The 14,794-nt window shown below is 74.6% G+C and carries 8 protein-coding genes; 4 read left to right on the top strand and 4 right to left on the bottom strand.

The features are described 5' to 3' along the window. Positions 1-254: 254 nt before the first annotated feature. Positions 255-1,703, bottom strand: a complete 1,449-nt coding sequence (locus tag AB0G84_RS30645) for an MFS transporter (protein WP_361327951.1) — start codon at positions 1,701-1,703, stop codon at positions 255-257. Positions 1,704-2,625: 922 nt separating this feature from the next. On the opposite strand from AB0G84_RS30645, the gene AB0G84_RS30640 reads away from it, so the two are divergent. Further along, positions 2,626-4,725 carry an asparagine synthase-related protein gene (locus AB0G84_RS30640; RefSeq protein WP_361327948.1) on the top strand — a complete coding sequence of 700 codons (2,100 nt, stop codon included), beginning with the start codon at positions 2,626-2,628 and terminating at the stop codon, positions 4,723-4,725. A 39-nt stretch (positions 4,726-4,764) separates the two neighbouring features. Here AB0G84_RS30640 and AB0G84_RS30635 read toward each other — a convergent pair whose 3' ends face one another. Both AB0G84_RS30635 and AB0G84_RS30630 read right to left on the bottom strand, forming a co-directional pair. Further along, positions 4,765-6,831, bottom strand: a complete 2,067-nt coding sequence (locus AB0G84_RS30635; protein WP_361327945.1) for a sigma-70 family RNA polymerase sigma factor — start codon at positions 6,829-6,831, stop codon at positions 4,765-4,767. Positions 6,832-7,218: 387 nt separating this feature from the next. Beyond that, positions 7,219-8,124 (bottom strand): helix-turn-helix domain-containing protein, encoded by a 906-nt coding sequence (locus AB0G84_RS30630; protein WP_361327943.1) that lies wholly within the window; start codon positions 8,122-8,124, stop codon positions 7,219-7,221. Positions 8,125-8,626: 502 nt separating this feature from the next. Between AB0G84_RS30630 and AB0G84_RS30625 the strand changes: the two genes are divergently transcribed. Both AB0G84_RS30625 and AB0G84_RS30620 read left to right on the top strand, forming a co-directional pair. Next, positions 8,627-9,952, top strand: coding sequence for an NAD(P)/FAD-dependent oxidoreductase (locus tag AB0G84_RS30625; protein WP_361328125.1), 1,326 nt, complete (start codon positions 8,627-8,629; stop codon positions 9,950-9,952). 312 nt (positions 9,953-10,264) lie between these two features. Beyond that, positions 10,265-12,076, top strand: coding sequence for a SpoIIE family protein phosphatase (locus AB0G84_RS30620; RefSeq protein WP_361327940.1), 1,812 nt, complete (start codon positions 10,265-10,267; stop codon positions 12,074-12,076). A gap of 134 nt (positions 12,077-12,210) precedes the next feature. On the opposite strand, the gene AB0G84_RS30615 is transcribed toward AB0G84_RS30620, so the two are convergent. After that, on the bottom strand, positions 12,211-13,509 hold the full coding sequence (locus tag AB0G84_RS30615) for an MFS transporter (protein WP_361328122.1): 1,299 nt from the start codon (positions 13,507-13,509) through the stop codon (positions 12,211-12,213). 237 nt (positions 13,510-13,746) lie between these two features. On the opposite strand from AB0G84_RS30615, the gene AB0G84_RS30610 reads away from it, so the two are divergent. After that, positions 13,747-14,307, top strand: coding sequence for a MarR family transcriptional regulator (locus tag AB0G84_RS30610; RefSeq protein WP_361327938.1), 561 nt, complete (start codon positions 13,747-13,749; stop codon positions 14,305-14,307). Positions 14,308-14,794: the final 487 nt, after the last annotated feature.

The following is a 14,794-nucleotide window of genomic DNA, read 5'->3' as shown; positions in this document are numbered from 1 at the left end:
CCATCATGACGGCCGGCACTGACAATCCCGCCGGGGCGGTGCGGCGAGACGGAGATACCGCACGATGAGACGGCGGAACGGCGCGGCGGCCGTCCGCACGACCCCGCTCCGGCGGCCCGCTCCCCGCTCTCTGCTCCGGCGGCCGGTGCCCCGGCCCGGCCCATTCCTCGCCCCGTCGGCCGGTGCCCCGGCCCGGCCCGTTCCTCGCCCCGTCGGCCGGTGCCCCGGCCCGCCCAGGACGGCCCCCCCCGCGCCTACGCCGGCGCCGCCAGCAGCGGCCGCGCCCGCTCCCGCAGCTCCACCACCCGGGGCTCGTCGCCGTACGGCTCCAGGCGGTGCAGCAGGTCGCGGACGTACTCCGTCGTACGGGCCGAGGAGATCCGGCCCGCCACCTCGACCGCCCGGGCGCCCGCAGCGCAGGCGGCGTCCAGATTGCCGGACTCCAGTTCGGCCACCGCGGACACCACCAGTCGCAGGCCGTGGGAGCGGACGAACTCCTCCGTGGGGCGGGAGAGCGCCTGCTCGGTGAAGCGGCGGACCTGGCGGGGCAGCCGCAGGTCCCGGTAGCACTCGGCGGCGTCCGCGGCGAACCGCTCGTAGGAGTAGAAGTCCAGCCACGACGGGTCGGGGTCGCCGCTGCGGGAGCGCTCCAGCCAGCCCTCGGAGGCCTTCAGCGCCACCTCACAGGCGCGCGCCTCACCGGCCTTGGCCTGTGCACGCGCCTCGACCAGCCGGAAGAAGCTCATGGTGCGGGCGGTGGCCAGGCCGCGGTTGCGCTCCAGGGCGGCCTGCGCGAGGTCGATGCCCTCGTCGGCGAAGCCGCGGTAGGTCGCCTGGAGGGACATCGAGGCCAGGACGTACCCGCCCAGGGGCACGTCGGCGGCCGCACGGGCGAGCCGGAGCGCCTGGATGTAGTACCGCTGCGCGGCCTCCTGTTGGCCGGTGTCGAAGGCCATCCACCCGGCGAGCCGGGTGAGTTCGGAGGTGGCCCCGAAGAGCGCCCGGCCCACCTCGTCGCTGTACGAGGCGAGCAGCAGCGGTGCGGCGTCCACCCGGAGGCACTCCGGCACCATCGATGAACGCCAGTCCCCGCCACCGTACTTGGAGTCCCAGCGGCGCGCGTCCTCCGCCGCCTCGCGCAGCTTGCTGACGTCGCTGTGGCCGACGTGCTGCGGGGTCCCGGCGTCGCCGGCCGCCGCGGCGTCCTTGTCGCGGGCCTCGACCGCCTCCCGCGCCACCGAGCTGTCGGCCGGGGATATCAGCCAGCGCGAGGCGGGGGTGGCGTAGGCGCTGACCGCGAAGGATCCGGCCAGGCTCTGCCAGATGCCGCCGCTACCGGCCCGCCGTCCGGCCAGATCCAGCCGGTACAACTCGGTCGCCGAGCGCACCGCGGCGCCCACATCGCGCGGGAAGGCCAGCCCGACCTCGGGCGCCGGGTCGGCGTCGGCCAGCCCGATCTCGTGCAGCGGCACCGGGCGGCCCAGTTTGCTGCCGATCGCGGACGCGATCAGGTGGGGCGCGGCGCCCTGCGGCACCATGCCCTTGGAGACCCAGCGCGCCACCGACGTCTTGTCATAACGAAGCGTCAGTCCGCGTTGCGCACCGAGGTCGTTGACCCGGCGTGCCAGTCCGGCATTGCTGATACCCGCGAGGGCGAGAACAGTGCCGAGCTTCTCGTTCGGCCCGCGTATATCCCTGGACATGCGCACCCCTCGACACAGCGACAGCCGCCCCGCTACCCCGGGGCATGCGTCCACCCAGAGTAGTTCGCCGGATCCCGACCGTTAAGGGTCGGTGTCCCGGATGGCGAGATTCGTGTTCAAACAGGGGTGCGGGGGTTGGCATGTGCTCCGGGTACGTGTGCCCGTGCGCCCGTCCGTGCGCGCTGGCCGCTCCGCGGCGGGAGCGCTTCCATGGCTTCTGCGTGGGTCGGCCCGCTGCTGGATTCAGTGGGCTGGGGGACACCGTCACCTCATTCCCCGCGGGTGACGGTCCGGTCCGGGGGGCGAAGCCCGCTTCCCGGACCGTCGCGCAAGCCGGCCGCCGGCTGGTAGCGGCACCGGTCGACACGACGCCCCGGTATGTCAACTCGACCGTACGGAACGGACTTTGGCTGAAAAGAGACGGGTGAGGGTTTCGCGCCGCCCCGTATCCGGAGCCGCCCCGGGGGCCACACGGGGGGCCTCCCGGGGCTGACGCGGGGGCACTCCGCGGACCGACCCGCCATCCGCCCGCCGTCCGCCGTCCGCCCGCGTCCGCCCGCCGCCCTCCCGCGCACCCGCCCCGGCACCGGCGCCGGTTGGCCCCACTGTCGCACCCCGTCTACAGCGCACCCATGGCGCCCCGCGTCCCGGCGCGCCGCCCCGCGTCCCGGCGCGCCGCCTCGTGGCCCGACGCCGCCGCGGCCCGACGCCTCCGCGTCCCGGCGACGCCCCTCCCGCTTCCCGGCGCCCCCCGCGGCCCGCCCCGCCGCCCACTGCCCGTACGCACGCCCGCCTCGGCACCTCCCCCGCGCCGCGGTCATGGCAGCATGGTCGCCGCAACAACAGCTCGGCGGCAGCTTGGCAATCCCCTGTACGGGGCGTCCGTTGGCCCTGGCGGACGGGTAATCGGGTGGAGGCGGCGATGCGCTGGTTGGTGGGGTGGAGCAGTGCCACCACGGGGCCGTCCGCCACAGGACCGGCGGCGGGCGCGGAGGCGCGTTCCGTGCTCCCCGTGGGCGCCCAACTCCTCTGGGGCGACCCGGATCCGCTGTGGGCGGTCGGCGACTGGCGGCCCGACGAGGTCCGGGTCGTCCAGGCCGATCCCGAGACCCGGCTCGCCGTCTTCGGGGTCTGCGGTGCCACCGACGACCAGCTGCGGGTCGGCCTGTTCGCGGCGCGCGGGGGCGCGCTGCGCCACCTCACCGCCTGGCCCGGCAGCTACACCGCCGTCGTCCAGGTGGGGCGCCGGATCACCGTCACCGGAGACCTGGCCGGCGCCCGCCCCGTGTTCCACACCGCCTGGGCCGGCGGCACCGCCTACGCCACCGCCGCCCTCCCGCTCGCCGACCTGATCGAGGCCGGCCTCGACATCGGCCACCTCGCCGCCCTGTTGGCCTGCCCGGACTCCCCGGAGGCGCTCGGCTCCGGCACCCCGTACGAGGGGGTCCACCGGATCCCGCCCGGCCACGCCCTGGTGCTGCGCGGCGGCGCCCGCGACATCACCTCGTACGAGCAGACCAGCTCGCTCGCCGTCGCCGCGCCCCAACTCGCCCCGGAGCAGGCCGTGGACGGTGTCCGCGACGCGCTCGTCGAGGCGGTCCGCGCCCGACTGGCGGGCCTCCGGCACGCCCCCGACCCGGACGGGCCCGACGGCCTCGACCCCGGCCCGGTGCCCGGTATGGGGCCCGCCGAGCGACGCGCCGCACGGGGCGGCCCGGCGCCCGGAGTCGGCGCCGACCTCTCCGGGGGCAGCGCCTCGGGAACCCTCGCCCTCCTGGCCGCGGGGCTCCCCGGGCGGCCCGGCCGGCTGGGCGGCCAGGGCGAGCGCCTGCTGGCCGTCACCTTCAACGACCGCGCCACCCATGGCGCGCAGGCCTACCACGACGCCGAACTGGAGCGCGCCCGCAGCATCGCCGACGATCCGCGGCTGCACCACGTCGTCGTCGCGGCCGGCGAGGAGGCGCTCCCGTACGCGGACCTCGGCGGCGGGGCGCTCACGGACGAGCCGGGGCCCTCGCTCACCACCGCAGGACGCCACCGCCGCCGGCTGCTGTCCGGCAGCGCCGACCACTTCGTGGGGCACGGCGCCCGCCAGGTCCTCGACGCCCACCCGGCCCGCCTCGCCGACCTGTTGATGGACCGGCGCCGGCGCCACCTGCTGCGCCCGGTCACCGCCCTGGCGAAGGCCGACGGCCCCTTCGCGCACTCCGTCCTGGTGCCGTTCACCGTGTACCGCGCGGCCCGCCGGCTCGCCCGTACGCCGTACCCGTCCGGCATCGCCGAGACGGCCCGCCGCCTGTTGGAGCGGGAGTTCGCCGACGAACCGCCGGCCGACGGCGCCGTGGACGCTTCGTTGGCCGCGCTCACCTGGTGCCGGCCGGGGCCCGCGGCGCGCTGGCTCACCGGCGAGGCGCTGGCCGAAGTATCGGTTCGCCTCAACGAGGCGGCGGCCCGGTCGTCCGCCGGGGGCCGCCCCGGGGAGCGCCGGGCACGGGCGGCGCTGGCCCGCCAGGCCGCCGACCACCGCGTCTTCGAGCAGGCCGCCGAGGTCCGCAACCAGCGGCTGCACGCGCCCTTCCTCGACAACCAGGTGGTGCTCGCCTGCCGCGCCCTGCCGGACACCCTGCGGGTGCAGCCGGGGGCGCGGGCCGCGGTGCTGCGCTCCGTACTGGCCGGCGCCGGCGTACGCGACCTGCCGCCCGGGTGGGGCGCCACCTCGCACCCCACCCACGCCGCGGCGGTACGGGCCGGGCTGCGCGGCGCGGTCGGCGACCTGGTGCGGCTCTTCGACGCGCCGCTGCTGGCCGATGCCGGGCTGATCGAGGCGCGGGTGGTCCGCAAGGCGCTGCGGGCGGCGGCGGAGGGGGCCCCGCTGCCGCTGGACGGGCTGGCGGAGCTGGTCTCCACGGAGCTGTGGCTGCGCCGGCTGGTGGCGCGGCGGGGGACGTGCTGGACCGGGGCCGAGGCCCCGCGACAACGCGCGGTGGCGGGCGGCGTGGTGCCCCGGGCGCGGCTGGCCTGAGGGCACCGGCAGTCCGGCCGCCGCCGGCCGCCGCGCACCTCAGCGGCAGCTGATCCGCGCCTGCGCCCAGTCGCCCGGGGCGACCGCGGCGAACGGCGAGGCCGGCTCGACCACCAGCCGCAGCGTCCGGCGGCCCGTCAGCGGCACCTGCACCGGCACCGCCGGCTCGCCGCCCCGCAGCACGGCCGACCGCCACAGCAGCTGCCCGTCCGCGTAGACGGAGAAGCGCAGGGCGCCGCTCCCCATGCCGAGGTCGTCGATGCCCGCCCGGGCGTCGTAGGTCAGGCACCGGCGGTTGAGGTCGATGAGCACCGAGGAGGGGGCCTGCATGCTCACGCCGTCCGGGTACGTCGTCCCGGCGATCGAGAGGGACTGCCGCTGCCACAGCCAACTGCTGCCGAGGGTGCGCAGCTCCGGTTTGCTGCCGTCGCCCAGGAAGTCGTGGTCGAGCCTGTTGAGCGGGTAGCTGGTCGGCGCGGGGAGCGGCGGCTTCGGCGAGGGCTCGGGCGGCCGCGGCGTGGGCGTGGGCGTGGGCGTGGGCGTGGGCGTCGGTGTCACGGGCGGGGTGGGTCTCGGCGTCGGCTGGGAGGGCGGCGCCGGTCGCTGGGTCGGCGTCGGCCGCTCGGTGGGCGTCGGCCGCGCCGGTGCCGGCTCCGCGGGCGCCGGCGGCTTCGGCCGGCTCGGGGTGTGCGCCGCGGATGGCTTCGGTGCCGGCGCCGGTTCCGCACCGACCGCCGGCGGCATTGACCTCGCCGGTGCGGGCGGGGCCTTCGACGGTGCCGGCGGGGCCGACCGGGCGGGCCCGGCCTGGGGATGCGGCGCCGGGGCCGGGCTGCCGGTCAGCGCCAGCGCGAGCGCCGTGCTCGCCGCCACTGCGGCCCCGACGCCGATACCGATCTTCACCGGAGCCCCGAGCACCTTGCCCACGGCGGAGGCGCCGGAGCCGGAGCTGCCCCCGGCCGTCCCGGAGCTGCCCCCGGCCGTCCCGGAGCTGCCACCGGCTGCCCCGGAGCTGCCACCCGCCGCCCCGGAGTTGCCACCGGCCGCCGCCGCACCGGCCCCGGCTGCCACACCCGCACCGGCCGCCACGCCCACACCGGCCCCGGCAGCCGCCTTCACCGCGTACCCGGCGGCGCACCAGCCGATGACCGCCACCGGCAGCAGCGCACCGATCCGCTGGTTGACGTCCTCGACCTCCAGCGCGGCCACCCGGCACCGGGCGCACTCGTCCAGATGCCTGCGCAGCCCCCGCTCGGCCCGCATCCGCAGCCCACCGCGGGCATACGCGCCGAGCCGGTCGGCGTAGCGGGCGCAGTCACCGCCGGCGGTCAGCGCCTGGCTGACGTGCGCCTGCAGGTACGCCTGCTTCAAGCCCTCCCGCGCGCGGTGCGCCAGGACGGCGGTGGCGTTCGCGGTCAGCCCCAGCAGCGGGGCGACCTGGCTCGGCGACTCGTCCTCGACGGTGGTGTGCCACAGCACCGTCTGATAGCGCTCCGGCAGGCTGCGGAACGCCTGGACCGCCATCGACTGCTCGGCCTGGTGCAGGGCGTGCACCTCCGCGCCCAGGTCGAGGGTGTCGTCGTCCAGGGCCGTCCCGGCGGCGGTCACCGCGAACACCGCGAAGTCCTCGACCAACTGCTCGCGCCGCGCGGTCCTCGCCCAGGAGGCGGCCACCCGACGGACGGTCGTCAGCAGATAGGCGCGCACCGCGGTGTCCGGGCCCGCCCCACCACGCACCGCCTGCAGCGTGCGGGCGAAGACCTCCCCGGTCAGGTCCTCCGCGGTGTGCGCGTCCCGGCAGCACCGCCGGGCGTAGCGGCGGACCGCGTCGGCGTGCCGGCGGTACATCTCCTCGTACGCCCGGTCGTCGCCGGCTCGTAGATCGGCGAGCAACTGGGCGTCAGACGGCGGGAGTTCACCGCCCTCGGCGTCGTCGGAGGGGACCGCGGTGCGGCCGGGTGCGCGCTGCGGCGGAACGCTGGTGCCCTCGCCCGGCCGCCCGTCGGCACGGCCGGCCTGGCCCGGAGTCCGCCGGGGGCGCGCCGCCTCGTGCCGGTCCGCCCGGGGCTCGTCGCCGCGCCGCTCGTCCTGCCCGTCAACATCCATAGCCGAGGCCCCCGAAGCCGCCCGTCACACCGGAATACGGCGCAAGCGTGCCACACCCGTGCACAGTGCCTTCAGGGGCCCGGGTGTCAACCACCCGTCCGAGGAGGACCGGCGGACGGCCGCACGGGCGTTCACCCGTACGGGCCACCGCGCCCACATGGGCCACACGGCCCGCGGAACCCGTACGGGCCACCCCGCGCACTTCTCGTGGACGGCGCTCGCCGCACGCCTTAGGAGCTGGCACGGGACCGCCGTCCGGTGGCCCGCTGCCGGCCGCGCCGTGCCGCGCCATGCCGCGCCGCGCCGTGCCATGCCGTGCCGCGCCGTGCCGGCCGGTCCGGCGGACCCGGCCTGCGGGCCCGTCCGGACGTGGCCGGCCGGCGGAGCTCACTGGGCGGGGCGCGAGCGCAGCCCCTCCAGCAGGATCTCCAGCAGCCGCGCGGAGGCGGCCTGCTGGTGGGTGGGGTCGGGCAGCGCGGGCGCGCCTGTGGCGATCACCAACAGCACGTCGGAGACCGTCACATCGGCCCGCAGTTCACCGGCCGCCCTGGCGCGCTCCACGAGCCGCCCGACGACCTCCAGCAGCGCCTCGGCCCCCGTCGTCCCCTCGGCGGGGTCCACCGCGCCCTCGACGGCGGCCGATTCCTCCCGCTGGTCCTCCCGCCGTTCGACCAGCCGCAGATCGGCGCCCGCGCCGTCCGCCGTCCGCTGCTGTGGCACCCGGGCCTCGCCCAGGCCTTCCGGCACCCGGGACGGCTCGGCCGTCTCGGCCACGGGAGGAACGGGCCGGTCGGTGCCCGCGCCCACCCGCAGGATTCCCGGCGGCAGCAGCCGTCCGGCGCCCGAGGCGACCGACGTCCGCAGGAAGCGGGACAGCGCCGACCACGGGTCGTCCTCCTGGCCCAGCGCCGTCCGCGCCTGGTCCGTCAGCCGGGAGGTCTCCTCCTCGGCTATCCGGCGGACCAGGATGTCCTTGCTCGGGAAGCGGCGGTAGACCGTGCCGACCCCGACCCGGGCCCGGCGCGCCACGTCCTCCATCGGCGCGCCGTACCCGAGCTCGCCGAACACCTCGCGCGCGGCCCGCAGTACATGCTCCAGATTGCGCTGTGCGTCGACCCGGAGCGGCGTGGTCCGGCCGCCCGTGCCCATTGCGGCACCGCTGGTCACGCTGCTGCCCCCGTTGCTGTTCATGCCCGTGCTGTGGTTGCTGTGGTTGCCGTGATGACCGTCTTCGCTGCCGGACGTGTGCGCCATGGCAACGGCGGTCGGCCCATGAGAGCCCTGAATGTGCATATAGATCCCCCGGTAATGACGTCTCCCCCCGGAGACTCCCCGCCCTGACTGCCGGGGCGTACCGACGAGAGGGTGCACCCCAACGAGATACGAACATAGTTGAGCCCGGGTCAAGATTGAAGAGGGCGTTCCGCGCAGTGCGCCCCCCGATCGGCCCAACGGGGTGATCCGCCCGGTTTACGCCCCCGTCCCGCCCCGCCCGCGCGCCCTCTGACCAGCACAGCTCGTCCGGCGCCCGCGGAACGTGCCGTTCCGCCCCCAGGTCCCCTCCCGGTCATCCATTTCGACGAGCCTGTGGACAAAGGCGTCCCGGGGGTGCGTCATGGAACAGTGCTGTGCTTTCCCGGGGGCGCAGCGCGACGGCGGCCGCGCCGTCGGCCGGCGGGTCGGTGCCGCCCCGGGGCCGGTCGACACCGCGAGGAGAAGCTCTGTGAAGGCTGTGTCTTCGACGTCTTCGGACACCGTGGCGCGCATTCTCGTCATCGGCGGCGGCTATGTGGGGATGTACACCGCCCTCCGGCTCCAGCGGAAGCTGAGGCAGGAGCTGCGGCAGGGCACGGTCGAGGTGATCGTGGTCGACCCCGAGCCGTACATGACCTACCAGCCGTTCCTGCCCGAGGCCGCGGCCGGCTCCATCTCCCCGCGCCATGTCGTGGTACCGCTGCGCCGCGTCCTGCCCGACTGCAAGGTGGTGATCGGTGAGGTCACCGCCGTCGACCACGCCGAGCGCCGGGCGACGATCACCACCCTGGCCTCCGAGAAGGCCGGCGCCGCCGCCATCGAGGTGGCCTACGACGAACTCGTGCTGGCGCCCGGCTCGGTCTCGCGCACCCTGCCCGTGCCGGGTTTGGCCGACGTCGGCATCGGCTTCAAGACCGTCGAAGAGGCCATCGGCCTGCGCAACCACGTCCTCGGGCAGCTCGACATCGCCTCCTCCACCCGCGACCCCGCGGTCCGCGATGCCGCGCTGACCTTCGTCTTCGTCGGCGGCGGCTACGCCGGTGTGGAGGCGCTGGCCGAACTGGAGGACATGGCCCGCTACGCCGTCCGCTACTACCACAACATCAAACCCGAGGACATGAAGTGGATCCTGGTCGAGGCGACCGACCGGATCCTGCCCGAAGTGGGGCCGGAATTGGGCCGCTACGCCGTACGGGAGCTGCGCGGCCGCAATATCGACGTACGGCTGGAGACCCGGCTGGAGTCCTGCGAGAAGCGCGTCGCGGTGCTCAGCGACGGCTCGCGCTTCCCCACCAGGACCCTGGTGTGGACCGCCGGCGTCAAACCGCACCCCATCCTGGCCGCGACCGGCCTGCCGTTGAACGGCCACGGCCGCCTCAAGTGCACCGCCGCGCTCCAGGTGGACGGCGTCGACCACGCCTGGTCCGCGGGGGACGCGGCCGCGGTGCCCGACCTGACGGCCGAGCCGCCCGCCAAGCCCGACGATCCCCCCGTCCTGTGTGCCCCCAACGCCCAGCACGCGCTGCGCCAGGCCAAGGTGCTCGCCGAGAACATCGCGGCTGCGGTGCGCGGCGGCCCGCTGGTGGACTATGCGCACAAGTACGCCGGTTCGGTGGCCTCGCTGGGCCTGCACAAGGGCGTCGCCCACGTCTACGGGCGCAAGGTGCGGGGCTATCCGGCGTGGCTGATGCACCGCGCGTACCACCTGGGCCGGGTGCCGACCTTCAACCGCAAGGCCCGGGTGCTGGCGGAGTGGACCCTCGCGGGCCTGTTCAAACGCGAGATCGTGTCGCTCGGCTCGCTGGAGAACCCGCGCGCCGAGTTCGAGCTCGCCGCCGGCACCGGGCGCCACAACGAGGCCAGTTGACGCGCCGTGGCCGCCACCGAAGTTGACCCGCCGTCATCCCGGTGGCGGCAGGAGAATGCGGAGTGCGGAACTCCCCGCCGGCTCGCAGGCGTCTGACGGATGTCCGTCCGGTCGGCCACACTGGACGTGTGACCATGGGTGGGCTCGTATCTGCAAAGAGTGACAACCACGAGGATTCTGGACGTTTGCTGCATTCCGCAAAGGGGCGCCGAGAGTGTCCCCAGCCGACCCTCCCCCGGCCGACGGCCGGGAGGTCCCGCCATGCCGACGGCCCGATCCCGCGCGACGACGCGAAGTAAGAGGTACCCCTCCGTGATCTTCACGCGCTGGAGCGCCAAGTTCCCCGGTACGCAGCGACGCGCCGCCGCCCGGTCCGACCGGGCCGCACCCCGCCCCGCGTCCGGCCCGCCGTCCGGCCCGCCCGAGCCGGCCCCGGCGCCCTCCACCGCGCCCACACCGGCGACGGCCGCGCCCAGCGCCCCGACGGCCGCCACGACGGGCTCCGTCCCCGCGGCCCGCGCCGAGCACGCCGAGGCGGCCCGCGCCGCGGGCGGCACCCCGGCGACCCTGCCGCCCACCGTCGACGCGCTCTCCGTCCACGACATCCTCGGCACCATCCCCGCACTGGTGGCGGTGGTCTACGGCCCCGAGCACCGCCTCGCCTACGTCAACGGCGCCTACGCCGGCGTCTTCGGCCCCCGCCCGGCCGGCCGGACCGCCCGCAAGGCCCTCCCCGAACTGGACGCGCTGGGGCTGCTCCCGCTGATGGACCAGGTCCTGCGCAGCGGCAGGCCCCGTACGGTCAAGTCCCGCAAGGTCCCCGGCGGCGCCGGCGGCGACCGCACCCGCGACGGCTACTACACCTTCACCTGCACCCCGATCGAGGTCGCCGCCAGCGGACCGGCACCCGACCCCGAGGTGGCCTGCGTCGCACCCCACAAGGGCGTCCTGGTCTTCGGCGCCGAGGTCACCGACCAGATCGAGTCCGCCGAGCGGCTGCGGGCCAGCGAGGCCCTCCAGCGCGAGGCCGCCGTCACCCTCCAACGCTCCCTGCTCCCCCAGGAGTTGGAGCAGCCCGACGACCTCCGGGTGGCCGCCACCTACCAGCCCGGCGGCACCGATGCCGCGGTCGGCGGCGACTGGTACGACGTCATCACCCTCGGCGCCGGACGGACCGCCCTGGTCATCGGCGACGTCATGGGCCGCGGGGTGCGCGCCGCCGCCGTCATGGGCCAGCTGCGCACCGCCGTACGCGCCTACGCCCGCCTCGACCTCCCACCGCACGAGGTCCTACAGCTCCTGGACGGCCTGGCCGCCGAGATCGACGCCAGCCAGATCGCCACCTGTGTCTACGCCGTCCACGACCCCAACGAGGGCCGGCTGGTGTACGCCTCGGCCGGCCACCTGCCGATCCTCGTACGCGACCCGGACGGCACGGTTCGCCGCGCCGCCGAGCCCACCGGACCACCCCTGGGGACCGGCGGCTGGCTGCACACCTCCGGCTCCGTCGCGTTGAGCCCCGGCAGCAGCGCCGTCCTCTACACCGACGGCCTGGTCGAGCGGCGCGACAAGGACATCGACGACGGCCTGGAGGCGCTGGAACGCGCCTTCGCCGGCGCCGCCGGTGCCCCCGACATCGTCTGTGACCGCCTGCTGCGCTCCCTGGGCATCACGGCCACCCACGACGACGACGTCGCCATCCTCGTCCTCCAGCACCCCGAGCGCACCGGCCACGACGCCGAGCTGTTCCACAACGCCGCGCTCGAACTCCACGGCGGCACCGAAGCGGCCCCGCGAGCCCGCGCCTTCGCCTCCGGCGTGCTGGCCTCCTGGCGCTTCCCGCCCGAGCTGCACGACCTCGGCGTACTGGCCGCCAGCGAACTGGTCGCCAACTCCCTCCAGCACGGCCACCCGCCCATGCGGCTCCGGCTGCGCCGCACCGACCGCCGCCTGATCATCGAGGTCACCGACGGCGACGACCACCTGCCGCGCCGGCGCCGCGCCGAACCGGTCGACGAGGCCGGCCGCGGCATCTCCATCGTTGCCACCATCGCCTCCTCCTGGGGCTCGCGCCGCACACCGGGCGGCGGGAAGGCGGTGTGGTGCGAGTTCGCCCTCCCCTGAGCCCCGGCCCGACCAAGTCCCGGGCCTGACCAGCCGCCGGCTCGACCAGGCCTCTGCCCGACCGAGCCCGAGCCCGAGGGCCCGGGCTCGGGCCCACGGGCTCGGACCCGGGTTCGGTCGGGGGAGTAGGCGGCTCAGGCGCCGCAGGCCACCGTCTCCGCCTCGGCCGGCACCCGCGCCGCGGGCACCGTCGCGACGGCCCGGTGCGGGTTGTCCTGCCACGGCCGCAGCATCCGCCCCAGCCACAGCGACAGCACCGTGATGCCGGCCGCGCACACCACGAGCATCGCGATGTACGCCCCGTACATCCCGTGCCCCACCATCAGCGCCCCCACGGCCGGCCCGACCGCCAGCGCCATCTGCTTGACCAGCGCGAACGCCGAGTTGTACTGACCGATCAGCGAGGCCGGCGCCAGATCCGCCACCAGCGGGGAGACCGTCGGCGACAGCATCGACTCACCGATCCCGAACAGCGCATACGTCGAGATCAGCAGCGTCGTGGCCACCGCCTGCGCACCGTGCACCAGCCCCGACAGCCCGGCGGCCAGCCACGCCACCGTCCATATGAGCCCGACCAGCGCCATCACCCGGCTCCGCCGCCGCCCCTCGACCAGCTTGAGCACCACGAACTGGGCCACCACGATCGCCGCGGTGTTGGCCGCGAGGGCGATGCCCAGGCTCGACGGCGGGATCCGCGTCACCTCGGTGGCGTACGCCGCGAGCCCCGACTCGAACTGCCCGTAGCAGGCGAAGAACAGCACGAACCCCAGCACGCACAGCCACACCATTCGCCGGTCGCCCAGTAGCGCCCGCCAGGCACCGCTCTTCCGCTCGTCGCCCGGCACCGCGTCCTCGACCTTGGGGGCCCGCGGCAGCCGTACGGTCGCCACCGCCGCCCCGAGGACCAGGAACATCACGGCCTCGATGGCGAACAGCCGCACAAAGCTCGACGCGTGCGACTCGTCGACCAGCAGCCCGCCGACCAGTCCGCCGATCCCCAGCCCCAGGTTGTTGAGGAAGAACTGGGTGGCGAACGCCCGCGACCGGGTCAGCGTGGTCGAGCACCACACGATCATGGTCGCCAGCGCCGGCTGGATGACCGCGATACCCGCACCGAGCGCGGCAGCGGCCGCGATGACCAGCGGCTCACTGTCGGACAGCCCGATCCCCAGCGAGCCGACGGCGGCGGAGAGCGTCCCCACGAGTGCCACCGGCAGGGGACCGCGCCGGTCGATGACCCGACCGGTCAGTGGCAGGACGACCAGCGCAGCCACGGCCAGCATCGCCAGCACCACGCCGGCGGTACTGGCACCGAGATCCCGCACCTTCGCCACATAGACGTAGAGATACGGAACGGTGAAGCCGTTGCCGAACGCGCTCAGCGCGTTCCCGAGCTGGATCCGGCGCAACGCGGCGCCCATCGCGGTGGTCACACTCACCTACCTAGGTCAGGTCGTACAGCAGTCAGAAAGAACAGGAAGAACAGGAAGGACTGGAAGGAACAAGGAGGAAGGAGAAGGGGGAGCCGACAGCGGCCAGGGCGAGACCGCACCCCGGACCGTTGCAGGCCGGACAGTCTCACCCTGAAGACTTCAACTCTAAACTTCGAAGCTAAAGAGTACACGCCGAAGAACTTCAACGCCAATCATTTTCATGTCATACTGCGCCGCATGCCTGAGCCCTCCGATGCGGCCGGCGACGCAGCCGAGCCGACCCTTGAGGAACAGATCGCGGCGTACCAGCGCGAGTTCCAGGACCTCGACCCCCAGGTGGAACAGGTCGTCTCCGCCCTCCAGCGCCTCAACCGCCGGATGAACGTCGCCTACGGACGGCAGACCGCCACCCTCGGACTGAGCAACGCCGAATGGGAGGTCCTCAAGGCCCTCGTCCTGGCCGGGGCGCCCTACCGCCTGGGCCCCGGCGAACTCGCCAAGCGCCTCGGCCTCACCCCGGCTGCCATGACCCACCGCATCGACCGCATGGCGAACGAGGGCCTGGTGACCCGCGAGCGCGACGAGAACAACCGCGTCCGCGTCATCGTCGAGCTGACCCAGGACGGCCGCGAGAAGTGGCTGGAGGCGATGCGGATGGCGACCGTCTTCGAGGAGGACCTGCTCCAGGACCTCTCCGGCGACGAGCGTCATCTCCTCGGCCAGGTGCTCACCCGGCTGCTGCGCCGTGTGGAGGACGCCCAGCCGGACGCCGGCGGACGGCTGAGTGATCTGGACTGACGCGAGTTGACACCGGGATACCCGATCTGTAGTGTCCTCCGAGTTGCCACAGAGCCGGAACGGTTCTGCGGCAGCCATCCGCCGCTTCGCGGCACACCCACTACTGCACGGCCCCTCACCGGGACCTGTTTCGGCATGCCGAAATTCGGACCACGGCGCGATTATGTGCCAACGAGGAATTCCGCTAACGTAGTGATCACGCCGAAAGGCGCGGCAGAGCAAAAAGGCCGCACCCCGGCAACCCCCTCCGACGGGGAATCGGAAAGAAATTCGGACCGGCAACGGAACGAACAAGATCTGATAGAGTCGGAAAGGCCGAAAAGCGAAAGCCAGACGGCCGAGCCAGCCCCAACAGGGCGCCGGAGACGGAAACGGATCTGGTAAGGTTGGGACCGCGAAGAAGCCGAAAGGCCGAAACGCACCGGCGAAAATCGGAGCCGCAAGGATCTGATAGAGTCGGAAACGCAAGACCGAAGGGAAGCGCCCG

Source organism: Streptomyces sp. NPDC020742 (assembly GCF_040641675.1).
Taxonomy (GTDB): domain Bacteria; phylum Actinomycetota; class Actinomycetes; order Streptomycetales; family Streptomycetaceae; genus Streptomyces.
The sequence above is the reverse complement of the archived record's forward strand: the minus strand, read 5'-3'. Positions and strand labels throughout refer to the sequence as shown.

What these genes read in the sequence shown, in the direction of transcription:
- AB0G84_RS30635 (WP_361327945.1), bottom strand. Translation starts at nt 6,831, where the DNA reads ATGGATGTTGACGGGCAGGACGAGCGGCGCGGCGACGAGCCCCGGGCG.
- AB0G84_RS30630 (WP_361327943.1), bottom strand. Translation starts at nt 8,124, where the DNA reads ATGCACATTCAGGGCTCTCATGGGCCGACCGCCGTTGCCATGGCGCAC.
- AB0G84_RS30640 (WP_361327948.1), top strand. Translation starts at nt 2,626, where the DNA reads ATGCGCTGGTTGGTGGGGTGGAGCAGTGCCACCACGGGGCCGTCCGCC.
- AB0G84_RS30645 (WP_361327951.1), bottom strand. Translation starts at nt 1,703, where the DNA reads ATGTCCAGGGATATACGCGGGCCGAACGAGAAGCTCGGCACTGTTCTC.
- AB0G84_RS30625 (WP_361328125.1), top strand. Translation starts at nt 8,627, where the DNA reads ATGTACACCGCCCTCCGGCTCCAGCGGAAGCTGAGGCAGGAGCTGCGG.
- AB0G84_RS30610 (WP_361327938.1), top strand. Translation starts at nt 13,747, where the DNA reads ATGCCTGAGCCCTCCGATGCGGCCGGCGACGCAGCCGAGCCGACCCTT.